Origin of the sequence: Lysobacter cavernae (assembly GCF_042648505.1) — a bacterium.
Classification (GTDB): Bacteria; Pseudomonadota; Gammaproteobacteria; order Xanthomonadales; family Xanthomonadaceae; genus Lysobacter_L; species Lysobacter_L cavernae.
Window position 1 is genome coordinate 22,042 of sequence record NZ_JBHRXK010000009.1, and the last position, 21,734, is coordinate 43,775.

Annotated in this window: 20 protein-coding genes; 9 read left to right on the forward strand and 11 right to left on the reverse strand. The window is 69.8% G+C overall.

The window, feature by feature from the left end:
- Positions 1-56: 56 nt before the first annotated feature.
- Complete coding sequence (locus ACFOLC_RS14885) at positions 57-932, forward strand: class I SAM-dependent methyltransferase (protein ID WP_386760048.1); 876 nt, start codon at positions 57-59, stop codon at positions 930-932.
- A gap of 419 nt (positions 933-1,351) precedes the next feature.
- Positions 1,352-1,888 carry a pseudouridine synthase gene (locus ACFOLC_RS14890; RefSeq protein WP_386760049.1) on the forward strand — a complete coding sequence of 179 codons (537 nt, stop codon included), beginning with the start codon at positions 1,352-1,354 and terminating at the stop codon, positions 1,886-1,888.
- Positions 1,889-1,941: 53 nt separating this feature from the next.
- Here ACFOLC_RS14890 and ACFOLC_RS14895 read toward each other — a convergent pair whose 3' ends face one another.
- The 3 genes from ACFOLC_RS14895 to ACFOLC_RS14905 form a co-directional block, all read right to left on the reverse strand.
- Entirely contained in the window at positions 1,942-2,709 is a 768-nt protein-coding gene (locus ACFOLC_RS14895) for a hypothetical protein (RefSeq protein WP_386760050.1), read from the reverse strand.
- A 197-nt stretch (positions 2,710-2,906) separates the two neighbouring features.
- Positions 2,907-3,857, reverse strand: coding sequence for a DMT family transporter (locus ACFOLC_RS14900; RefSeq protein ID WP_386760051.1), 951 nt, complete (start codon positions 3,855-3,857; stop codon positions 2,907-2,909).
- Positions 3,858-3,907: 50 nt separating this feature from the next.
- Positions 3,908-4,861: an aldo/keto reductase gene (locus tag ACFOLC_RS14905; protein WP_386760052.1), complete on the reverse strand. Its 954-nt coding sequence runs from the start codon at positions 4,859-4,861 to the stop codon at positions 3,908-3,910.
- A gap of 222 nt (positions 4,862-5,083) precedes the next feature.
- Between ACFOLC_RS14905 and ACFOLC_RS14910 the strand changes: the two genes are divergently transcribed.
- Entirely contained in the window at positions 5,084-6,190 is a 1,107-nt protein-coding gene (locus ACFOLC_RS14910; protein WP_386760053.1) for a hybrid sensor histidine kinase/response regulator, read from the forward strand.
- Between the two features lie 13 nt (positions 6,191-6,203).
- Here the strand turns inward: ACFOLC_RS14910 and ACFOLC_RS14915 are convergent, their stop codons facing one another.
- Together ACFOLC_RS14915 and hrpB are read right to left on the reverse strand one after the other, a co-directional pair.
- On the reverse strand, positions 6,204-6,596 hold the full coding sequence (locus ACFOLC_RS14915; RefSeq protein WP_386760054.1) for a hypothetical protein: 393 nt from the start codon (positions 6,594-6,596) through the stop codon (positions 6,204-6,206).
- A gap of 256 nt (positions 6,597-6,852) precedes the next feature.
- Positions 6,853-9,516 (reverse strand): ATP-dependent helicase HrpB, encoded by a 2,664-nt coding sequence (gene hrpB, locus ACFOLC_RS14920; protein WP_386760055.1) that lies wholly within the window; start codon positions 9,514-9,516, stop codon positions 6,853-6,855.
- 144 nt (positions 9,517-9,660) lie between these two features.
- On the opposite strand from hrpB, the gene ACFOLC_RS14925 reads away from it, so the two are divergent.
- Positions 9,661-10,455 (forward strand): TatD family hydrolase, encoded by a 795-nt coding sequence (locus ACFOLC_RS14925; protein WP_386760056.1) that lies wholly within the window; start codon positions 9,661-9,663, stop codon positions 10,453-10,455.
- A 7-nt stretch (positions 10,456-10,462) separates the two neighbouring features.
- Here the strand turns inward: ACFOLC_RS14925 and ACFOLC_RS14930 are convergent, their stop codons facing one another.
- Positions 10,463-10,765, reverse strand: coding sequence for a hypothetical protein (locus ACFOLC_RS14930; protein ID WP_386760057.1), 303 nt, complete (start codon positions 10,763-10,765; stop codon positions 10,463-10,465).
- A gap of 157 nt (positions 10,766-10,922) precedes the next feature.
- Between ACFOLC_RS14930 and ACFOLC_RS14935 the strand changes: the two genes are divergently transcribed.
- Positions 10,923-11,444 carry a winged helix-turn-helix domain-containing protein gene (locus ACFOLC_RS14935; RefSeq protein ID WP_386760058.1) on the forward strand — a complete coding sequence of 174 codons (522 nt, stop codon included), beginning with the start codon at positions 10,923-10,925 and terminating at the stop codon, positions 11,442-11,444.
- 21 nt (positions 11,445-11,465) lie between these two features.
- Here the strand turns inward: ACFOLC_RS14935 and panE are convergent, their stop codons facing one another.
- From panE to ACFOLC_RS14950, 3 genes are read right to left on the reverse strand one after another with little or no spacing between them, the layout of a single operon-like run.
- Positions 11,466-12,425 carry a 2-dehydropantoate 2-reductase gene (gene panE / locus ACFOLC_RS14940; RefSeq protein WP_386760059.1) on the reverse strand — a complete coding sequence of 320 codons (960 nt, stop codon included), beginning with the start codon at positions 12,423-12,425 and terminating at the stop codon, positions 11,466-11,468.
- A 1-nt stretch (position 12,426) separates the two neighbouring features.
- A complete protein-coding gene (locus tag ACFOLC_RS14945) occupies positions 12,427-13,233 on the reverse strand; it encodes an ABC transporter permease (protein WP_386760060.1) in 807 nt (268 codons plus the stop codon).
- Positions 13,230-14,225 (reverse strand): ABC transporter ATP-binding protein, encoded by a 996-nt coding sequence (locus tag ACFOLC_RS14950; protein WP_386760061.1) that lies wholly within the window; start codon positions 14,223-14,225, stop codon positions 13,230-13,232. The genes ACFOLC_RS14945 and ACFOLC_RS14950 overlap by 4 nt, the downstream gene beginning before the upstream one ends.
- A 178-nt stretch (positions 14,226-14,403) precedes the next feature.
- Between ACFOLC_RS14950 and ACFOLC_RS14955 the strand changes: the two genes are divergently transcribed.
- From ACFOLC_RS14955 to ACFOLC_RS14970, 4 genes are all read left to right on the forward strand, one after another.
- Complete coding sequence (locus ACFOLC_RS14955; RefSeq protein WP_386760062.1) at positions 14,404-15,159, forward strand: ferredoxin--NADP reductase; 756 nt, start codon at positions 14,404-14,406, stop codon at positions 15,157-15,159.
- Positions 15,160-15,420: 261 nt separating this feature from the next.
- The gene (locus ACFOLC_RS14960; protein ID WP_386760063.1) at positions 15,421-16,938 is read left to right on the forward strand and encodes an alpha/beta hydrolase; all 1,518 of its coding nucleotides are present in this window, start codon (positions 15,421-15,423) and stop codon (positions 16,936-16,938) included.
- Positions 16,939-16,981: 43 nt separating this feature from the next.
- Complete coding sequence (locus tag ACFOLC_RS14965) at positions 16,982-17,728, forward strand: ABC transporter ATP-binding protein (RefSeq protein ID WP_386760064.1); 747 nt, start codon at positions 16,982-16,984, stop codon at positions 17,726-17,728.
- A complete protein-coding gene (locus tag ACFOLC_RS14970; RefSeq protein ID WP_386760065.1) occupies positions 17,725-18,927 on the forward strand; it encodes an ABC transporter permease in 1,203 nt (400 codons plus the stop codon). Before ACFOLC_RS14965 ends, ACFOLC_RS14970 begins: the two co-directional genes overlap by 4 nt.
- 178 nt (positions 18,928-19,105) lie before the next feature.
- Here the strand turns inward: ACFOLC_RS14970 and ACFOLC_RS14975 are convergent, their stop codons facing one another.
- Together ACFOLC_RS14975 and mnmE are read right to left on the reverse strand one after the other, a co-directional pair.
- Positions 19,106-20,143, reverse strand: a complete 1,038-nt coding sequence (locus ACFOLC_RS14975; RefSeq protein WP_386760066.1) for a TonB family protein — start codon at positions 20,141-20,143, stop codon at positions 19,106-19,108.
- 159 nt (positions 20,144-20,302) lie between these two features.
- Entirely contained in the window at positions 20,303-21,658 is a 1,356-nt protein-coding gene (mnmE, locus tag ACFOLC_RS14980) for a tRNA uridine-5-carboxymethylaminomethyl(34) synthesis GTPase MnmE (protein ID WP_386760067.1), read from the reverse strand.
- Positions 21,659-21,734 lie beyond the last annotated feature (76 nt).

Consider the following 21,734-nt stretch of genomic DNA (forward strand, 5'->3'; position numbering starts at 1 on the left):
TGGCCGCCGCCGCCGCATTGGCGTTAGGCTGGCGCACCATCCGTGGAGGCCACCGCATGAAACGCTTGCTGCTTGTCGCTCTGGTTCCGGCCCTGTTGACCGCGTGCGCCAGCACGCGCACCGCGGAGGCGGTCACCGACACCGCGGCCACCGCGCCTGCACCGACCGTCACCGGCCCCAGCGAAGTGGGCCTGACCGCCGCCGTCGCCGGCGACTGGCGCGACGCGAAGTTCAGCGCGCGCGACCGCTACCGCCACCCGCGCGAGACGCTGATGTTCTTCGGCGTCGCCCCGAACCAGACCGTCATCGAGATCACCCCCGGTGCGGGCTGGTACAGCGAGATCCTCGCGCCCTACCTGAAGGACGACGGCCAGTACGTCGCCGCGGTCTGGGACGACGCCATCACCGGCCAGCCCAAGTACCGCTACGACCTCAACAAGCAGCTGCGCGCCAAGTTCGCCGGCAACGCCGCGGTGTACGGCGCGCCGCAGGTGCGCGTGTTCGACCCGAAGGCGCCGAGCTTCGGCGCGGCCGGCTCGGCCGACACCGTGCTGACCTTCCGCAACGTCCATAACTGGGTGTCCGACGGCAGTGCCGAAGCCTATTTCAAGGCGTTCTTCGACGTGCTCAAGCCCGGCGGCACGCTCGGTCTGGCCGAGCACCGCGCCAAGCCCGGCACCGACCTGGCGAAGATGAAGAAGTCCGGCTACCTGACCGAGGCGCTGGTGATCGAACTCGCCCAGGGCGCCGGCTTCGTGCTCGACGCCAAGAGCGAGGTCAACGCCAACCCCCAGGACAGCGCCGACCATCCCAACGGCGTGTGGACCCTGCCACCGGTGAACCGCCACGACGCCAAGGACGACGCCAAGTACCAGGCCATCGGCGAGAGCGACCGGATGACGTTGCGGTTCCGCAAGCCCGCCCGAGAATGAGTGGGTGCGCCCACATCGTCGATGCCGCGCGCGCAGCCGATAACGGCAAACTACCGCGCCACGCCGCTGCGCTTGGCGCAAACGATAAGGGTTGAGCTTTGAGCTTTTGACAGCCGATCACGTATCCAGACCCGAAGGGCGGCGTGCATGGATGCACACCGTTTTCCGACCGCGACAGCGGGCGGAAGCTCTTGGGCCGTCGCTGCGAAGCCCAGAAGCAGAGGCAACGTCCCTGGACCTGCGATCCCCGGCCATCGGGCATAGCCCGATGGCGCTCAGCGCCGCGCGAACCAGTGGCTCGCAAGCGCGGCCCTTCGCCCCCGCCTACGCGGGGATGACGACAAAGGTAGTCCGACCGTACCCGCGATAGGGCGCCCCGGTGCCTCACTGCTCCGCCCTGCCAACACCACCACACCACCGTGCTGATCGCCCTCAACAAACCCTACGGCGTGCTCTGCCAGTTCACCGACCGCAGCACGCCACCACGACGCACCCTGGCCGAGTTCGGCCTGCCGCCGGACGTGTACGCCGCCGGTCGCCTCGACCACGACAGCGAAGGCCTGCTGCTGCTCACCGACGACGGTGGCCTAGCGCATCGGCTGACCGACCCGCGCCACAAGCAGACCAAGACCTACTGGGTGCAGGTCGAAGGCGAACCGGACGACGCCCAGCTGGCCCTGCTGCGCAACGGCGTCGACCTCAACGACGGCCCGACGCGCCCGGCACAGGCGCGCCGCATCGACACGCCGACCCTGTGGCCGCGCGATCCACCGGTGCGCTTCCGCAAGACCGTGCCCGATGCCTGGCTGGAACTGACCCTCAGCGAAGGCCGCAACCGCCAGGTGCGGCGCATGACCGCCGCGGTCGGCCTGCCGACGCTGCGGCTGGTGCGCGTGGCGATCGGTGCGCACCGCCTCGACGAGCTCGCGCCGGGGCAATGGCGGGTGTGCCCCTGAGTCCGTAATGGCTCCCCACCACGAACCCAGGTTTCGGCACTGCGAGACCGCGCCTAGGAACCGCTCGGCGGTGTGAGCAGCCGCGGCCCGGTGCCAAGCGGGTAAACGCCTCCCGCCACCAGGGTATCGGCACTCGTCGACCGGTCCTCGGCCGGCAACCACGGAATCTCCTGCCTAGGTCCTGGGATATAGGCATACCACTGGCCGTACTTGGGCTCCGGCTGGTTGGGACGAACGAAATCGACCGGCACGCGCGCAGTCCAGTACGGCGCATCGACCAGGGATCCCTTCGTCGGTGGGTTGAATCGCCAACGTCGCGCAATCTCCGTGCTCGCCTCCGCCAACAGTGCTCGCCACTTCTCCATGTTGCGCTTGTTGTCGACGCTGGTCAGGTTGACCTGCTCGGCCACGATCTGCATCGGCTTGCCGTCACGGCCAATCTGCATCACCAGGTAAACCGTTCCACCAACGCCTTTCCACACCGCCTCGGCGGGATAGGGCGGCCGCGCCAACCTGCCCTTGGCGGTGACGAATTCCTCCGGCCGATCCGTGCCGAAATCCACTCCGCTGATGCGGACAGTGAACTCGTCACCGATCTCCTTGGCGACCACGCGCAGGCTCATCGGCGCACGTACTTTCACCGCCCGCCCTTCCACCTGCACCGGCTCGAACTTCCAGCCGGCGATGGCCTGATCCACCAGCTTGACCACGCCCGCAGGCAGTTTTTCCTTCTCATCGAGCCGGCTCGCGATTACCGAACCGTCGGCTTCGATTTCGACCGAGCCTTTCACCAGCAGGCTGATCTCGACCAGCTTGCTCACTTCATCGTCCGCTATCGCCCATGCGTGAAACGAGCACAACACCAGCGCCAACCCCAGCCACCGCCGCCTGTCCATAGAAGCCCCCTTGGTAATCCAAAAAATGCCGTCAGGCACCCCGCTGCTATTGGCACACAGGCAATAACGGTCTGACAAGTCCACTCGAGAACCGCCGGCGTCGGCCCCGTGGCCGCCCCCGCTCAGGGCGTGGTTTTGTCCGCCGTCGCCTGCACCGGCACCGAGTTCGCCCCCGGCCGGGTCAGCACCAGCACGCCGGCCAATACCACCGTCGTGCCGATCAGCTGCACCGGCGTGATTGCCTCGCCCAGCAGCCAGGCGCCGAGGAACACCAGCGACACCGGTCCGATCACCGACAACTGCGCGGCAGTGCCGGCCCCCAGGCGCGCGACCGCGCCCATGGTGAAGGTCACCGGCAGGAAGGTGCAGAAGATCGCGTTGAGCAACGCCAGCCAATACACCGGCGCCGGCAGCTGCAGCAGGTGCGACAGGTCGCGCAGCAGCAGGTAGTGCAGCAACGTGGCCGCGGTCGACACGCACATCGCGTACGCCACCAGCCGCAGCGAGCCGATGCGCTTGAGCAGCTGCCCCGACATCGCCAGGTACAGCGCGTAGCTCAGCGCCGCCAGCAACACCAGGCCGCTGCCGAACAGCACGTGCTCGCCCTCCACGCGCAGGTTCTCGACAAACACCAGGGCGACGCCGGCGTAGCTCACCGCCATGGCCAGCCATTCGCGGCGCGCGACCTTGCGCTTGAAAGCGAACATGCCGATCAGCAGCACGAAGGTCGGGTTGAGGAACAGGATCAGCCGCTCCAGCGAGACCGGCACGTACTCCAGGCCCCAGAAGTCGAACAGGCTCGACAGGTAGTAACCGAGCACGCCAAGCACCAGGATCAGGCCGAAGTCGCGCCGCGTCATCGGCGTGCGTCCCGGCCGCCGCGCCTCGTGCACGCCCAGCAGCACGAACAAGGGCAGCGACAGCAGCATGCGCAGCGCCAGCACGTCGAGCGCGTCGATGCCGTAGCGGTACTGGAACTTGGCCAGGATCGCCTTGGCCGAAAACAACACGGCGCCAACCGCGGCCAGGGTGAAGCCGAGCCGGCGCGCGGCGGGGTCGTTGGGTGTGGTCACGGCGGTGGGGGCAGAAGAAGTCGGGCGATCATACGGCGGTGTGGCGCCGCTCATTCCGCGCTGGCGCGGTCGAGCTGGGCGACCGCCTGCGCCGTCAACGACAGCCGCGCCGCGCCGATCAGTTCCTGCAGCTGGGCGGTGCTGGTGGCGCTGGCGATCGGTGCGGTGATCGACGGGCGTGCCATCAGCCAGGCCAGTGCAACCTGCGCTGGGGTGGCACGCAGGTCGGCGGCAACATCGTCCAGCGCCTGCACGATGCGCGCGCCGCGTGGGTTGAGGTAGCGGCCGATCGCCCCGGCACGCGCCGCGCTCTTGCCGACATCACCGGCGCTGCGGTATTTGCCGGACAAAAACCCGCTGGCCAGTGCGTAGTAATTGATCACGCCCAGTCCGCGCGCGCGCGCCAGCGGCTCCAACTCGGCCTCGTAACCGGCGCGGTCGTAGAGGTTGTACTCGGGCTGCAGGCTCTCGTAACGCGGCAGGTCCAGCCGCTCCGACGTGTCCAGCGCCTGCGCCAGGCGTGCGGCCGAGTAGTTGGACGCCCCGATCGCGCGCACCTTGCCTTGCTCGATCAAGCGCGCGAACGCAGCGAGGGTGTCGGCCAGCGGCGTCGCCGGGTCGTCCGCGTGCGCCTGGTACAGGTCGATCGTGTCGGTGCACAGGCGCTGCAGCGATTCCTCGACGGCCGCCTGGATATTGGCGGGCGCCAGCCCGGGGCGATGCGTCCATTTGCCGACCTTGGTCGCGATCGTGACCTTGTCGCGCTTGCCGCTGCGTTTGAGCCAACGGCCGAGGAGGGTTTCCGATTCACCGCCGCGGTTGCCCGGCACCCAGTACGAGTAGGCGTCGGCGGTGTCGACCAGGTCGAAGCCGGCATCGACGAAGGCGTCCAGCAAGGCGAACGTGGTCGCCTCGTCGGCGCTCCAGCCGAACACGTTGCCGCCGAAGGCGAGCGGTGCCACGGACAAGGACGAACGACCAAGCGGGCGGCGGGGCAGGCTCATCGCGAATCTCGATGCGAGTAGGGAGAACCATCATGCGTTGCGTTGTCATTGTTGTGCAGGACGTGCCGCGCAACGCGGCGTTGCGTGCGGAGAACCGCCGGGATGAACGATTCAGCCGACTGTCCGTGGACGCACGCAAAAGCGGACGATTCTGTTAACGTTTCCTACGTAAGCAACCGCGGCGCGACGAGGGGATCGGCGCTGCCCCGGGGACAGGGACGCATGGCTACCGCGGCTAGCAATTCGGGCAGGATTCTCGTCGTCGACGACCAGGCGGCCAACCTGCGCGTGGTCGGCGTGCTGCTGTCACGACAGGGTTACGAGGTCATCGCCGCCAGCAGCGGCGCCGAAGCGCTGCAACGCTACGCCGAAACCCCGCCCGACCTGATCCTGCTCGACATGATGATGCCGGGCATGGATGGGTTCGACGTGCTCGCCGCGCTGCGCGAGCAGGGGGCGCCGCGGGTGCCGGTGGTGTTCGTCACCGCCGCCCACGACCGCGACCTGCTGCTGCGTGCCTTCGACGCCGGCGTGGTCGACTACGTCACCAAACCATTCCTGCCGGAAGAATTGCTGGCGCGGGTCGCCGCGCACGTCGGCCTCAAGCTGACCCGCGACCGCCTGGAGCGGGTCGCGCGCGAACGCGAGGAACTGGTCAACCTGGTCGCGCACGACCTCAAGAACCCGCTCAGCAGCGTGCTGTTCGCCAGCGAGCTGCTGCACAGCGGCCTGTGCAAGCCCGAGCGCGTGCCGCGCTACCTGCAGATGATCCACGAGAGCGCCGACGACGCCCTCGGTTACATCCGCCACTACCTGGAAAGCCAGACCGGGCACCGCCCGCACGGCGCCAACAGCGACTGTGCCGGCCTGCGCGAGACCCTGGACTGGCTGCTGCAGCGCTACGAGATGCAACTGGAAGCGCGCGGCATCCGCGTCGCGCTGGCGACGCCGCCGGACGGGGCGATGGTGGCGATCGATGCGCGCGTGCTGCGCCAGGTCAGCGAGAACCTGGTCACCAACGCGATGAAGTACGCCCCCGGCTGCGAGCTGTTGCTGGCCGGTCGCGCCGGTGCGCCCGGCTATTGGCAGCTGGTCGTCGCCGACCGCGGCCCCGGCATTGCGCCGGAGCGCCAGCGCGAGTTGTTCCGCCCGTTCGTGCGTCTGCACGACCACGGCGACCCTGACGACCTGTCGAGCGGGCTCGGCCTGTCGCTGGCCAAGCAGATCATCGCCAAGGCCGGCGGCGAGCTGTGGTACGAGCCGCGCAAGCACGGCGGCTCGCGGTTCGTCATCGAGTTGCCGCAGGCCGCCGCCAGCGCTGACTGCTGAGCACCGCCGCGTGTTACTCGGCGCCGGTAGAGGTGCCGGTATCGCGCGCAGCCACCGTGCGTTGCCGTACCGGCGCGCGGCCGGTGCCACGGCGCGCATCGACGCGCTTCGCGCGGCCCTCGATCGCCTGGCCTTCCGCCGACCCGTTCTCGGCTTGGCGGGCGCGGCGCCGCGCCGCGTACCAGAGCAGGCCGGCCCCGGCGACCGCGGCGGCAACCAGCACCGGGTTGCGTCGCACGAACGTGCCGGCGACCCGCACGCCGCCTTTGAGGGCGCCAAGCTTGGCGCCGGTTTCCAGCCATTTGCCGGCGTGCTGGCCAACCGCCGGCACCGCGTTCTTGAGGTTGTCGCCGACCGCGCTGGCCAGTTCCAGTGCGCGCTCGGGCAGCGAAGTCAGCTTGCTCATCGTCGAAGGTCTCGGACCGCGGAAACGGCGGCCAGTGTCGCCATCTTGACGTTGAAACAGCGTGAGCGGGCCGTCACCTGATCGCAACGCGCCGCGATCACGGATACACCGCGCGGCTTGGCACACGCGTGGCTTGGCGCGATGGGTCACGGTCCCGTCCACGGATCGGCCGGCCGCGCCGCGGGCGACTTCCCGCCGCGACTTCACCCAGGCCGCCCCAGCGGCACTTGCGATTAAAGAGCCAAGAAACGCGCGCCTAGGTACCGCGCGGCTTGGCGCGGTGGGTGGCGATGGCCAACCACGGGTTGTCCGGCCACGGATGCCGCGGGTAGCGGCCCTTCATTTCCTTCTTCACTTCCGGGTAGGTGCGATCCCAGAACCCACGCAGGTCCTGGGTGATCTGCAGCGGCTTGCCGCCCGGCGACAGCAGGTGCAGGGTCAGTGGCACGCGGCCGTCGGCGATGCGCGGTGTGTCGGCCAGGCCGAACAGTTCCTGCAGCTTGACCGCCAGCACCGGCGCGACCGGCGCATCGGTCGCGTCGTCGTAGGCGTATTCGACGGACCGCTCCATGCCGGAAGGCACGGCGATGCGGGTCGGTGCCAGTGCGTCGATGCGCTGGCGCGTCGACCAGTCGACGTGCGACTTCAGTGCTTCGCCGAGTTCCTGCTCGCTCAATGCATCCAGCCGCGTCTTGCCGCTCAGCACCGGTTTGAGCCAGCCATCGAGCGATGCGAGCAGCGCTGCGTCGGAGAGTTCCGGCAGCGTGGCTGCGCCCTGCGCCAGTTCCGGCATCCACATGCGCAGGCAGCGCACGCGGGCGCGCCACTGCGTCAGCGCCGGCGTCCACGGCAATGATGCCAGGCCAAGCTGGCGCACCGCGTCGACCAGTGCATCGGCGTAGCGCGACGGGTCTGGCTTGGCCAGCGCCTTGCTCTCGATGACGATGCGATCGAAGCGGGTTTCACGGACGGCGGCGATGCCGCGCGTGTTCGCGTCCCAGAACACGCGATCCTCGGTGACGAAACGCTGCGGGAAATCCACGCGCAGGCGCTGTTCGTCCAGCGGTGCGGCGCGCAGCACCTGCGCGTCGCCGCGATCACCCTGCGTCTGCCGAAGCGCGCGCAGCTCGCTGATCACAATCCACGGTTCGCCGTACAGCGCACTGTCGTCGAACAGCTTGGCGCTGCGGCCGTTGGCGAGCTGGTAGCGGGTTGGGTCCGACGGGTGCTGGCGGGCTATGCGGTCGGGGAAGGCATGCAGCAGCAGGTCACCGAGTGCATGCGCGGGCACGGTGCTCGGCGCGGCGACCTCCAGGCGCAGGCGGCGACGCCATTGCTTGCTGGCCTGGTCGAGTGCGGCCAGTGCCGAGCGCGACGCGTCGGGCGCCACGCGACCGCTGCGGAAGGCGGCCAGCGCCTGCCAGCGTTCGGCCAGGGCGTCGCTGCGGCTGCGGTTGCCTCGCAACAGCAGGGGGTCGCGCGCCTCCAGCAGCGCGGCGAGGTCGCAGGCCAGCGCGCGTTCGGGCGCCGTGCTCGGCGCCAGCAGCATCGCCGCCAGGCGCGGATGGGTGCCGAGCGCGAGCATGCGCCGGCCGAGCGGGGTGATCGCCTGGCCATCGAGTGCACCCAGCCGCTGCAGCAGTTCGCGCGCCGCCGCCAGCGCCCCGGATGGCGGCGCATCGACGAAGCGCAGGTTGGCGTCGCCCCAGGCGGCCAGTTCCAGCGCCAGTCCGGCCAGTTCGACCTGGGCGATCTCGGGCCGGCGCTGCGGTTCCAGCCGTTGCGACTGCGGCCACAGTCGGTAGGCCCAGCCTTCGGCGACGCGGCCGGCGCGGCCGGCACGCTGGTCGGCCGAGGCCTGCGCGATCGTGATCACGTCGAGGCGGGCGAAGCCGCTGTTGGGGTCGTAGCGCGGCTCGCGTGCCAGGCCGGAGTCGATCACCACGCGCACGCCGGGCAGGGTCACGCTGGATTCGGCGACGTTGGTGGCGAGCACGACGCGGCGACGGCCGTCGGGATCGGCTTGCAATACGCGCGATTGCTGCTCGACTGGCAAGTCACCGTGCAGTTGCAGCACGTCAACGTGTTCGCTCCCTTCTCCCTCCGGGAGAAGGTGACGCGAAGCGCCGGATGAGGGTATGGCGAAGTCATTGGCGCTCGTACTCCCGTCGCTTCGCCATACCCTCTCCCCAATCCCTCTTCCGGTGGGAGAGGGGCTCAGAAGCGCATCGACGCGCGCGATCTCGCGCTGGCCGGGCAGGAACACCAGCACGTCGCCGGGGTGCTGCGCCAACGCGTGCTCGACCGCTCGCCGCGTCTGGTGCTCGAGCTTCTCCTCGCGGCGCGCCGGGTAGTGCGCGACCGACACCGGGTAGCTGCGCCCGGCGCTGCTCAAGCGCGGCGCATCGAGGAACTGCGCCAGGCGCTCGCCGTCGAGCGTGGCCGACATCACCACGATGCGCAGGTCGGGGCGCACCTGCGCCTGCACGTCGAGGGCCAGCGCGAGGCCGAGATCGGCGGCGAGGTGGCGCTCGTGAAATTCGTCGAACAGCAGCACGCCCACGCCGTCCAGCATCGGGTCGTCCTGCAGCATCCGCGTCAGGATGCCCTCGGTGACAACCTCTATCCGCGTGCTGGCGCCGACCTTGTTGTCGAAGCGGATGCGGTAGCCGATGGTGTCGCCGGCGACCTCGCCGCGCTGGCGCGCCATGAAGTGGGCCGCCGCGCGTGCGGCGACACGGCGCGGTTCCAGCATCACGATCTTCTGCCCGGCCAGCCACGGTTCGTCGAGCAGTGCCGGCGGCACCTGCGTGGTCTTGCCGGCACCGGGCGGCGCCTCCAGCACCAGGCGCGGGTGCTCGGCTAGGCTGGCGCGGATCTGCGGCAGCAGCGCGTCGATGGGGAAGGTCGGGCGATTCACGCGCGCAAGGATACGCGGCGAATGCGGGTGTCCGTAGGAGCGGCTTCAGCCGCGAGCTCTTGAACCTTCGCGGGCAATCGTAAAGCTCGCGGTTGAAGCCGCTCCGGGCACGTAGCGTGCAGGCGCGATTGCTAGACTGTGCCCATGCAACTGATCGACATCGGCGCCAACCTCACCCATGACTCCTTCGACCCCGACCGCGATGCGGTGATGGCCCGCGCGCGCGATGCCGGCGTGACGCGGATGGTGGTCACCGGCGCCAGTCGCGAGCACTCGCCGCTGGCGCTGAAGCTGGCCAAGCAGCATCCCGGCGAGCTGTTCGCCACCGCCGGCGTGCACCCGCACCACGCCAGCGAGTACACCGCCGAATGCGACGCGGAGCTGCGCGAGCTGCACGCGCACAGCGAGGTGGTCGCGGTCGGCGAATGCGGGCTGGATTACTTCCGCGATTTCTCGCCGCGCCCGGCGCAGCGGCGCGCGTTCGAGCTGCAGTTGCAGATCGCGGTGGACACGCGCAAACCGCTGTTCCTGCACCAGCGCGACGCGCACGCCGACTTCATGGCGATGATGCACAACTTCGATGGCCGTCTCGGCCCTGCGGTGGTGCACTGCTTTACCGGCACGCGCGCGGAGCTGTTCGACTACCTCGACCGCGACTGGTACATCGGCATCACCGGCTGGCTGTGCGACGAGCGCCGCGGCCAGCACCTGCGAGAGCTGGTCCGGCACATTCCCGCCGACCGGTTGCTGATCGAGACCGACGCGCCCTATCTGCTGCCACGCACGGTCAGGCCGGCACCGTCGCACCGGCGCAACGAGCCGATGTACCTGGCGCACATCGTCGCCGAGCTCGCCCGCGACCGCGGCGAGGACGTCGCCGTCACCGCCGCCAACAGCGCTGCGGCCGCGACCGCGTTCTTCCGCCTGCCGCCGCGCTGAGCCGGCTTCACAGACCGCTCACCCGCGGCTCCGGCCGGCCGACGTCGACCTGGCCCGTCGGGTTCCACAGCAGGCGCACCTGCGCCACGCCCTCGCGCTGGCACGCCCGCTGGCCCTGCGCCATCAGATCGGCGCGCGCCGCATAGGCCTGGCCGATGTTGTCGATGCCGGTCAGGCGCGCCACCGCCTGCTGGCTGGGCAGCGCCACGCGGTCGCAGTCGAGCACGAGCTTCTCCGGCTGCGGCTGCGAGCCGGCAACCGCGGCCGGCCACGCGACGGCCAGTGCGAGCAAGGCAATGGGGAGGTTCATGGCGAGTCTCCAGGACGCCGGAATACCCGGCACCGCCAGCCTCGCGCGGGCGCGCCGTCGGGTCCTGAGGTTTGCCCGAGGTTGCCACGAGGGTTTGCCGAGGCCGCCGCCGCCGCCGTATCGCGTAACGGTAAGAACTTCCTGCACGAACGCCGCGATGCCTTCCTCCGTTCCCGCCGTGTTGGCTTTCGACGACTACGTGCTTGACCTCGCCGGCCGGCGCCTGCTGCGCGCCGGCGAACCGCTGCCGCTGGAGCCCAAGGCATTCGCGGTGCTGAGTTTGCTGGCGAGTGCGCCAGGGCAGGTCTTCGCCCGCGACGAAATCGTCGATGCGGTCTGGGGCCACCGCCACGTCACCCCGGGCGTGCTCAACCGGATCATGACGCTGCTGCGCCACGCCTTCGGCGAGGACGCGCAATCCCCCCACTACCTGCACACGGTCCACGGCTACGGCTACCGCTTCGACCTGCCGCCGACCGCTACCGCGCCGTCCGGCGTGGCGCCACCGGGTGAAACCGGCGAATTGCCAACCGCCTCGTCGGCACCGTCGCGGCGGCGCAGCGATCGCACGCGGATACCGGGAACCAACCGTCGCTACGGCCCGCGTCTGGGGCTGCGCCGGCCAACGCACCGCGAGCACCGACGGCGGAGCCCTGCTCCGGCACGGCACCGCGATTGAACTGGACGGCGAGCGCGTCCGCTAAGGCGAGGAAACCGCGGCGGCCGCGACGCGCTTTGCTTCGTAGGCCTGCAGGTGGCACCAGGCCGCCGCGAGCAGCGGCGTGGACAAGCCGGCGGTGGCGCCGCGATGCAGCATGTCGCCGACGATCTGCTCCGCCTCGACCGGTTGCCCGGCCTGCAGGTCACGCAGCATCGACGCGGTCAGCGGCGAGTCGGCTTGCGTCAAGGTGGCGAGCGCGGCCTGTTGCGCGGCCTCGGCGACGGGCTCGCCGGCGGCGGTGGCCACCGCCAGGCACTCGCGGTACAGCGCGCGCATGAATGCATCGCCGCTTTCGCCGGCGATGATGCGGCCGACGCTGGCACGCATCAGGCAGGTGCCCGCGGCGAGCGCGGTGAGGAAGCTGTACTTGGCCCACTGCTCCTGGGCGATGCACGGCGAGCGCACGTGGTCGATGCCGGCCTGCGCGCAGGCGTGCGCGAACGCGGCCGTGCGGTCGCTGCCGCGATCACAGAAGCGTTCGCCAAAGGTGATCGACGCCGGCCGGCCCAGATGCAGCACTTCGCCGTCGGGGCCTTTCATGGCGCTGATGAAGCACAGGCCACCCAGCACGCGTTCCGTACCAAAGCGCGCATCGAGCGCGGCGTAATGGCGCAGTCCGTTGAGGATCGGCAGCACGCCGGTGTGTGCGGCGATCGCCGGGGCGATGTCGTCGAGGGCGATGTCGAGGTCGTAGGCCTTGCAGCTGAGCAGGACCAGATCGAACGGTCGCGCCTGCGCCAGTGCAGGCAATTCGGCGGCGCTGACCGCCGTCACCGCGATGCGCGCATCGCCGAGCGGGCTGCGCAGTTGCAATCCGCGTTCGCGCAGCGGCGCCACGCGCGCGGCGCGCACCAGAAACGTGACATCGCTGCCGGCCTGCGCCAAACGGCCACCGAAGTAGCCGCCGGTGCCGCCGGCACCCAGCACCAGCATGCGCATGTCAGCTGCGCAGGCCAATGCCGCGCTTGAGCAGCCACAGCCCCAGCGCGGCCAGCGCGGCGGCGAAGCCCAGCATCAGCGCGTAAGCCACCCACAGTGGCACGTCGGACACGCCGAGCAGGCCGTAGCGGAACGCGTTGACCATGTAGAAGATCGGGTTGGCGTGGGTCATCGCCTCGGCCCACGGCGGCAGCAGCTTGACCGAATAGAACACGCCGCCCAGGTAGGTCAGCGGGGTGAGGATGAAGGTCGGCACGATGGCGATGTCGTCGAACTTCTTGGCGTAGGCCGCGTTGACGAAGCCGGCCAGCGAGAAGATCGTCGCGCCCAGCAACACCGTGGTGAAGGTCACCAGCGGGTGCGGCACGCGCACCTTGGTGAACGCCATCGCGATCACCAGCACGATCGCGCCCACCATCAGGCCACGCAGCACCGCGCCGGCGACGTAGCCGGTCAGGATCACCCAGTTCGGCATCGGGCTGACCAGCAGCTCCTCGATGTGGCGGCCGAACTTGGCGCCGAAGAACGACGAACTGATATTGCCGTAGCTGTTCTGGATCACGCTCATCATCACCAGGCCGGGGACGATGAAATCCATGTACTTGATGCCGTCCATGGTGCCCACGCGCGAGCCGATCAGGCCGCCGAAGATCAGGAAGTACAAGGTCATGGTGATCGCCGGCGGCACCAGGGTCTGGCCCCAGATGCGCAGGATGCGGCTGACCTCGCGCCGCACGATGGTGCCCAGCGCGACGAGGTTGCGCTGGGCGACGGTGGGTTCATCGGCGGTGGTGACGACCTGGTTCATGCGACCTGCTCCGGCGGCGTCTGGGCGGTGCTGTCCTGCGCATTCTCGCCGGTCAGGCGCACGAACAGTTCTTCGAGGCGGTTGGACTTGGTGCGCATCGAACGCACGCGGATGCCGGCCTCGCCGAGCACGGCGAACACGCGGTTGAGATCCATCGCACGCGGCATCTCGATGTCGAGGGTGTGGTCATCGCTGGCCAGCAGCGTGGTGCCTTCGATCGCCGGCAGCTCCGCCGGCAGTTGCCCGTCGATGTCGAGCAGGAAGCCCTCGACGTCGAGCTTGGCCAGCAGCGCCTTCATCGGCCCCTGCTCGACGATGCGGCCGCGGTCGATGATGGCCAGGTTGCGGCACAGGCTCTCGGCTTCTTCCAGGTAATGCGTGGTCAGGATGATGGTGGTGCCGGCGGCATTGATATCCTTGAGCGTCTTCCACATGCCGCGGCGGATCTCGATGTCGACGCCGGCGGTGGGCTCGTCGAGGATCAGCAAGCGTGGTCGCGTCATCATGGCGCGGGCGATCATCAGCCGCCGCTTCATGCCGCCGGAGAGCGTGCGGCTCATCATCTGCGCCTTGTCCCACAGGTGGGCGCGCTTGAGCTCGACCTCGGCGCGCACCAGGGCTTCAGCGCGCGGAACGCCGTAGAAACCGGCGTAGTTGACCAGGATGTCGAGCGGCTTCTCGAACATGTTGAAGTTCAGCTCCTGCGGCACCAGGCCGATCAGGCGCATCGCCGCGTCGCGCTGGCGGGCCAGGTGGACGCCGAAGATCGACACCGAACCCGCGGACAGGTTGACCAGCGAGCTGACGATGCCGATCAGGGTGCTCTTGCCAGCGCCGTTGGGGCCGAGCAGGGCGAAGAAATCGCCCGGGGCGACGTCGAGCGAGACGCCCTTGAGCGCCTCGACGCGGTTGCCGTAGGTCTTGCGCAGATCGCGCACGGACAGCGCGGGAGCGGTGGAAACCGCGGTGGGACTATCGACTGCACGGGTCATGGACAACGCCTGCGCCGCGAGCCGCGCGGCGATAAACGGTAGTATAGGCGGCCCCGTGGCGGCACTGCGGCCACACACTGTTGCAGCTTTCGCTGCATCACGCCGCCGCAGATCCACGCCGCTCCAGATCATCGCCGCCCGATCACCGCCCACAGATCACCGCTTCCAAGAATCCGCCGTGGCCATCCAGCACTTCCCGCTCAAGCTCGTCTCGCGCCGCATGCTGGCCCCCACGGTCGGCCACTACACCTTCGTGCGCGACGACGGCCAGCCGCTGGACTTCATCCCCGGCCAGTTCATCCAGGTGCATTTCACCTACGCCGACGGCACCGCGACCAAGCGCAGCTACTCGCTGGCGACGATCCACGACCACGCGCTGGGCCCGGGCGAGGCGGTGGAGATCGCGGTCAGCTACGTGGCCGGCGGCGCGGCGACGGCGTTGTTCGAAGGGCTGGAGGCCGGCGGACAGGTCGATGCCAGCGGACCGTTCGGCCGTTTCTGCCTGATGCCCGCCGACAGCAACGCCCGTTACCTGCTGATCGGCACCGGCACCGGCGTGACCCCGTACCGGGCGATGCTGCCGCAGCTGGAGGCGATGATCCGCGAGCGCGGCATCCAGGTGGTGCTGCTGTTCGGCGCGCGCACGCCGGCCGAGTTGCTCTACGGCGACGAGTTCCGCGCCTTCGCCGACAAGCACCCGCAGAATTTCCGCTTCGTGCCGTGCTTGTCACGCGAGTTGCCCGCTGACCCGCATCCAGACGTGCGTCATGGCTACGTGCAGCAGTTTCTCGAGGAGTTCGGCCCCAACGCGGCCGGCGACATCGCCTACCTGTGCGGCAATCCGAACATGGTCGATACCTGCTTCGAGGCGCTGAAGGGCTACGGCCTGCCGGTGCCGCAGATCCGCCGCGAGAAGTACGTCAGCAGCAAATAAACGCCCGCGACGGATCCCCGGCCACGCGCAGCGCGCGTGGCGCTCGTTCGCCCGCGAGGCGGTGCCCCGCAAGCCCGGCCTCACTTGCCCGCCGCGAGAAGTACGTCAGCAGCAAATAAACACCTGCGGCGAATCCCCAGCCACGCACTCAAGCCGCAACCGCACCGCGCACAGTGCGACGATCACGGCGTTGGTCACATCCGATCGCAGGCTCGCGTCTGTCATGCTGAAGGCGCTCTGCCTGATGGATGAGAGGGGACCATGCGCACCACCCGAGTATCGACCGCCGCCCTCGCGGCGCTCCTGTTGCTGTCCGGCTGCGGCCAGGACACGGCCCGCAGCGACACCGCTGTCGCGGGCATCCGCCACTACGGCGCGCTCGCGTTCGAGCCGTGCACGCTGTCGAGTCCGTTGGCCGCGACGAGCATCGACGCGCAATGCACGACGTTCGACGTCGCCGAGAACCCGGCCGAGCCGGGCGGCCGCAAGATCGCCCTGAACATCGCCTGGTTGCCGGCCAAGGACCAGGGCGGCGGCACCGCCGACCCGGTGTTCTTCCTTGCCGGCGGTCCCGGCCAGGCCGCGACCGAGCACGCCGCCACGGTCGACATGGCCCTGCGCGAGGTACGCAAGCAACGCGATATCGTCCTGATCGACCAGCGCGGCACCGGCCGGCTCAGTCCGCTGACGTGCCGCGACGGCAACGGTCAACCGCTGAAGCCTGACGAGACCGACGCCAGCGCCGCGGCGATCGCTGCGTTCGCGCAGCGCTGCGCGCAAGCGCTGGCCGGCCGTGCCGATCCGCGTCTGTACACCACCACCGAGGCGGTGGCCGATCTGGACGCGGTGCGCCGCGCGCTCGGCGTCGACCGCATCAACCTGGTCGGCGTGTCCTACGGCACCCGCGTCGCCCAGCAGTACGCCGCGCGGCACCCGCAGCACACCCGTGCGCTGGTGCTCGACGGCGTCGCGCCCAACCCGCTGGTGGTCGGCGGTGAGTTCGCCCGCACCTTCGAGCGTTCGCTCGGGTTGCAGATCGCCCAGTGCCAGCAGCTGCCCAGCTGCAAGGCCCGCTTCGCCACCGATTTGCGCACCCAGCTGCGCGACCTGAAGACCCGCCTCGCTGACGCACCGGTGGTGGTCGAGTACCGCGACCCCACCAGCGGCGAGCACAAGCGCGACACGCTCGATGCCGAGACCGTGGTCGGCCTGACCCATCTGTTCTCGTACATGCCGCAGATGGCTTCGCTGCTGCCGGTGGTCATCGACGAGGCCGGGCACGGCCGCTACGCACCGCTGATAGCGCTGGCGCAGATGATGTCGCGCGAGGTCGGCGGGCAGATGACGCACGGCATGCAGTGGTCGGTGATCTGCGCCGAGGATGCCGACCGCTATCGCGCCGACCCGGGTGACGCCGGCACCGTGCTCGGCAGCGAGGTGGCCACGGCGTTCTTCGCCGCCTGCACGCACTGGCCACGCGGTCAGCGCCCGGCCGACTTCAACCAGCCGCTGCAGTCCGACGTGCCGGCCTTGCTGCTGTCGGGCGAGATCGATCCGGTCACGCCGCCGAGCTACGGCGAGCAGGTGCTCGCCGGCCTGCGCAACGGCCGCCACCTGGTGCTGCGCGGCCAGGGCCACAACGTCAGCGGCATCGGCTGCCTGCCCAAGCTGGTCGGTCAGTTCATCGAATCGACCGACGCCAAACAGCTCGATGCCCATTGCCTCGACACGATCGGCTACGTGCCGCCGTTCACCAGCTTCAATGGCTGGGAACCGTGAGCCGCGTGCTCGCGCACCGCGCGCCCAGCCAAGGACCGAACCCATGATCATCGCAAACGATTTGCACAAGGCCTTCAAGGCCAAGACCGGCACGGTGAAGGCCGTCGACGGCGTCCACTTCGAGGCGCGCGACGGTGAGATCACCGGCCTGCTCGGCCCCAACGGTGCCGGCAAGACCACCACCTTGCGCATGCTCTACACGCTGATGAAACCCGACGCCGGCCAGGTGCTGGTCGACGGCATCGATGCCGCGCGCGACCCCGCCGCGGTGCGGCGCGCGCTCGGCGTGCTGCCCGATGCGCGCGGCGTGTACAAGCGCCTGACCGCGCGCGAGAACATCGCCTACTTCGGGCAGCTGCACGGCCTGTCGAAGGACGTGATCGCGCAGCGCACGCGCACGTTGTCGACGGCGCTGCAGATGGACGACATCCTCGACCGCCAGACCGAAGGTTTCTCGCAGGGCCAGCGCACCAAGACCGCGATCGCGCGGGCGCTGGTGCACGACCCGAAGAACGTGATCCTCGACGAGCCAACCAATGGCCTGGACGTGATGACCACGCGCGCGATGCGCGGCTTCCTGCAGCAACTGCGCAGCGAGGGCCGCTGCGTGATCTTCTCCAGCCACATCATGCAGGAGGTCGCGGCGCTGTGTGACCGCATCGTCATCATCGCCAAGGGCCAGGTGGTCGCCGCCGGCAGCGCCGAGGAGCTGCGCGCGCAGACCGGCGAGGCCAACCTCGAGGATGCCTTCGTCAAGGCCATCGGCTCCGAGGAGGGCCTGCACGCATGACCGCCCACGCCAACAAGAGCAACGCCTTCGCCACGCTGTGGGCGGTGATGCGCAAGGAGCTGCGCGACATCTCGCGCGACCGCCGCACCCTGGCGCTGGCGCTGCTGCTCGGTCCGCTGCTGTACCCGCTGCTGATGATCGGCATCGGCTCCCTGGCCGAGAGCCGCACCAAGACCCAGCTCGACCAGGTGCTGGAGGTGCCAGTGGCCGATCAGGAGCGGGCGCCGAACCTGATCGCATTCCTGGCCACGCAAGGCATCAAGGCGACGCCGGCACCGCGCGACCTCGACGCCGCCATCGTCCGCCAGGACATCGACGTCGGCCTGCGCATCCACAGCCACTACGACCGCGATTGGCGTGACGGCCAGCCGGCCCTGGTCGAGATCGTGCAGGACAGCACCCGCCGCAATGCCGAGATCCCGATCGCGCGCCTGCGTGCGGCGCTGGCCGCCTACCGCGACCAGGTCGGTGCATTGCGCCTGCTCGCGCGCGGTATCGACCCCTCGGTCACGCGCGCACTCACCATCGGCAACCGCGACCTCGCCAGCGAGGACGCCAAGCGCGGCCTGATGCTGTCGTCGATCCTGCCGTACCTGCTGATCCTGATGTCGTTCCTCGGCGGCGCCTACCTGATCATGGACGCCACCGCCGGCGAGCGCGAACGCCAGTCGCTGGAACCGCTGCTGGCCACGCCGGCCGGACGCGGCGCGATCGTCAGCGGCAAGATCGCCGCGGCCTGCGTGCTTGGCCTGCTGTCGCTGCTGCTGACCCTGCTCGCGTTCAAGCTCAGCGCGCAGATGGCGACGGGCGTGGCCAAGATGCTCGACGTGCGCTTCGCCGCGATCGGCAAGATGCTGCTGATCCTGGTGCCGATGCTGTTCATCGGCACCACGCTGCTGACCTACCTGTCGGCCGCGGCCAAGAGCATGAAGGAGGCGCAGAGCCACATGACCTGGCTGATGCTGCTGCCGATGATCCCGACGATCGCGCTGGCGGTGAACCCGATCAAGACCCAGCTGTGGCAGTTCGCGGTGCCGTTCCTCGCGCAGAACCAGCTGCTGCTCAAGGTGATCCGCGGCGAGGTCATCGATGCCCAGGTCTGGGCGATCTACCTGGCCGCCGGCTTCGGCCTCGCCGCACTGCTATGGGTCGCCGCGGTGCGACGCTACCACCAGGAGCGGTTGGCGATCTCTGGTTGAGGCATCGCGCAAGCCATTGGCTTGCGCGATGGCGAACGCCGAAGCATGGAACGCACAGGACCGGTGACTGGGTACGCACAGGGATGTGCACACCGCCGCGATCAGGTCGCGATCCATCTGCAAGACCACAAAAAAGCCCGGCCTGCGCCGGGCTTTTTGCTACGCGGCGGCCGATCGCTCAACCGCCCTCGGGGTTGAACCCGATCGTGCGGCGCGTCGTCACCGGCGCCCCCACCGGCTGGAAGCGCCACTTGCGCACCGCATTGACCGCCTCGCGGTCAAACACACGCGCCGGGTTGGAGCGCACCACGCGCGCGGCGGTGACCGAGCCGTCGGTGCCGACGGTGAACTCGACCTGCACCTCGCCCGACTGGCCGGCGCGCAAGGCCTCCGGCGGATAACGCGGCGCCGGTGTCGATACCGCCCGCAGGTCGCTGGCGTTGGCGGTCGGCGATGCCGCCACCTGACGCTCGGCCGCGCGTTGCTCGGCCGCACGCTGTTCCGTGGCCCGCTGTTCGGCGGCGCGCTGCTCGGCGGCCTTCTCCGCCGCCTGCTTGCTGGCTGTTTCCTTCTCGTTGGCCTGTTGCGTGGCCAACTGCCTGGCGGCCTGATCCTGCTGCTTCTTCTGGTCCTCAAGGCGCTTCTTCTCGAGTTCGACCTGCCTCTTGGCCTCTTCCTCGGCGGTCAGCTGCTGCTGCGCCGCGCGCTTGCTCACCGCATCCTGCTGCGCGGTGATGCTGCTCTTCAGGCGCGCCAGCGCCGGATGCTGGGCATCGGCCTTCTCCAGCAGCGCGGCCAGGCGCTGGGCTTCGCTGAAGTCCTCGCGGTTGACGCTCTGCTCGGTGGCGATGACCGTCATCGGCAGCAGGTCGGTCAGCGCGCTCGACACCGCCGCATCCCCCGGCGCCTTGTCGCGCAGCGCCAGGTAGTACTCGACCGCGTTGTCCTCGGCCGGTGCGTACAGGCGGTTCTCGCTGTAGGCCTTGCGGGCGGCCTCGCGCAGCTGGTCGGCGGTCATCGCCGTGACCTTGGCCGACACGGCGGTGTCCGCCGTCACCGCCGGCGCAGCAGCGGTGGCGACCGGGGCCGCCGCGCCTTCCTGCGCGGGCGGTTCTTTCTGGCAGGCGGCCAGCGCGCAGCCCAAGGCCAGCGCGACGGACCACTGCGATACCACGGACAGCCGGCGCGGACGCCGGGCTTTCGGATTTACGATCATTGGCAAAGCTCCCCTGAAGTGCGCTGTCACGAGCGCACGACACTTAAATCACGCCAGCGCACCGCGTTTGTCAAGCGGTCGACTGCGGAGCCTACCATCGACGCGGCCCCGTGCCGAAACCCGCACGCGCGGCGCCCTGTTCCGTGCTGCCCCCGCGCGTCACTTGCCGATGCAGAAACTGGCGAAGATGTGCCCGAGCAGGTCATCGGCGCGGACCCGGCCGGTGATTTCGCCGAGGGCATCGTGGCCGGCGCGCAGCGCCTCGGCGGCGAGGTCGAGCACCTCGTGCTGCAGGTGCACGCGGGCGTCGTCGAGTTCGTCGCGGGCGCGCAGCAGGGCGTCGACGTGGCGCGTGCGGGCAGTGAACGCGCCGTCGGTCGCGTCACCGCCCGCGCCGAGGGCAAGCGTGCGCAGGCGGGCGTGCAGGGCCTCGAGCCCGGCGCCGGTGTGCACGGACACGCGCATCTCGTCCTCGCCCAGCACTACCTCGCCGGCGCCGCGGTCAGCGAGCAGGTCGGCCTTGTTGTGCAGCCACAACCGCTGCGGCACGTCGGCAATCGCCTCGGCCACGGCGGCGCGGCCGGCAGCCGGGTCGCGCGCGTCGAGCACGACGATCGCCAGGTCGGCGCGGGCGAGTTCGGCGTAGGCGCGGCGCATGCCCTCGCGCTCGATCGTGTCGCCGCCCTCGCGCAGGCCGGCGGTGTCGACCAGGGTCAGTTCGACGCCGTCGCTGCGGATGGTCTCGTGCAGCAGGTCGCGGGTGGTGCCGGCGATGTCGGTGACGATGGCGCGCTCGCTGCCGGCCAGGGCATTCAACAGCGAACTCTTGCCGGCGTTGGGCGGACCGACGATCACCGCGTGCAGGCCGTCGCGCAGGCGGCGGCCGCGTTCGGCCGCACTCAGCAGCGCGTCCAGGTCGTGGCCGAGCCGGTCGAAGCGCGCGCGCAGGGCGCCGCCGCCGAGCGTGTCGAGCGGCTCGTCGGCGAAGTCGATCGCGGCCTCGACGTGGACGCGGATCGCCAGCAGCTCGGCCGCGAGCGCCTCGACCCGGCGCGAGAATTCGCCGTCGAGCGCACGCCGCGCGGCGCGGGCGGCGCGGGCATCACCGGCCGCGATCAGGTCGGCCACCGCTTCGGCCTGGGCCAGGTCGAGGCGGCCTTCGAGGAAGGCGCGCTCGCTGAACTCGCCGGGACGGGCATGGCGCGCACCCAGCGCGACGCAACGGGTGACCAGTTCGTGCAGCACCGCCGGACTGCCGTGCGCCTGCAGCTCGACCACGTCCTCGCCGGTATAGCTGGCCGGCCCGGCGAAGTACAGCGCGATGCCGTCGTCGAGCACCGCGCCGGCGGCATCGTGGAAACGCACGTGGTGGGCGTGGCGCGGCGTCAGCGCGCGCGCGCAGACCACTTCGGCGATCTCTTTCGCGCGCGGCCCCGACAGGCGCACGATGCCGACGCCGCCGGCGCCGGGCGCGGTGGCGATCGCGGCGATGGTGTCGCGGGCGATGTCGGTCATGGCGCGATGTTCGCAGATACGCGGTGGTGAAAACATGCAGTGCTGTAAGCACGAAGCCCGCCGGAGGGCGGGCTTC

Coding starts and splice junctions, on each gene's coding strand:
- ACFOLC_RS14885 (WP_386760048.1), top strand. CDS start 57: ATGAAACGCTTGCTGCTTGTCGCTCTGGTTCCGGCCCTGTTGACCGCG.
- ACFOLC_RS14905 (WP_386760052.1), bottom strand. CDS start 4,861: ATGAGCCTGCCCCGCCGCCCGCTTGGTCGTTCGTCCTTGTCCGTGGCA.
- ACFOLC_RS14910 (WP_386760053.1), top strand. CDS start 5,084: ATGGCTACCGCGGCTAGCAATTCGGGCAGGATTCTCGTCGTCGACGAC.
- ACFOLC_RS14915 (WP_386760054.1), bottom strand. CDS start 6,596: ATGAGCAAGCTGACTTCGCTGCCCGAGCGCGCACTGGAACTGGCCAGC.
- ACFOLC_RS14925 (WP_386760056.1), top strand. CDS start 9,661: ATGCAACTGATCGACATCGGCGCCAACCTCACCCATGACTCCTTCGAC.
- ACFOLC_RS14930 (WP_386760057.1), bottom strand. CDS start 10,765: ATGAACCTCCCCATTGCCTTGCTCGCACTGGCCGTCGCGTGGCCGGCC.
- ACFOLC_RS14935 (WP_386760058.1), top strand. CDS start 10,923: ATGCCTTCCTCCGTTCCCGCCGTGTTGGCTTTCGACGACTACGTGCTT.
- panE (WP_386760059.1), bottom strand. CDS start 12,425: ATGCGCATGCTGGTGCTGGGTGCCGGCGGCACCGGCGGCTACTTCGGT.
- ACFOLC_RS14945 (WP_386760060.1), bottom strand. CDS start 13,233: ATGAACCAGGTCGTCACCACCGCCGATGAACCCACCGTCGCCCAGCGC.
- ACFOLC_RS14950 (WP_386760061.1), bottom strand. CDS start 14,225: ATGACCCGTGCAGTCGATAGTCCCACCGCGGTTTCCACCGCTCCCGCG.
- ACFOLC_RS14960 (WP_386760063.1), top strand. CDS start 15,421: ATGCGCACCACCCGAGTATCGACCGCCGCCCTCGCGGCGCTCCTGTTG.
- ACFOLC_RS14965 (WP_386760064.1), top strand. CDS start 16,982: ATGATCATCGCAAACGATTTGCACAAGGCCTTCAAGGCCAAGACCGGC.
- ACFOLC_RS14970 (WP_386760065.1), top strand. CDS start 17,725: ATGACCGCCCACGCCAACAAGAGCAACGCCTTCGCCACGCTGTGGGCG.
- ACFOLC_RS14975 (WP_386760066.1), bottom strand. CDS start 20,143: ATGATCGTAAATCCGAAAGCCCGGCGTCCGCGCCGGCTGTCCGTGGTA.
- mnmE (WP_386760067.1), bottom strand. CDS start 21,658: ATGACCGACATCGCCCGCGACACCATCGCCGCGATCGCCACCGCGCCC.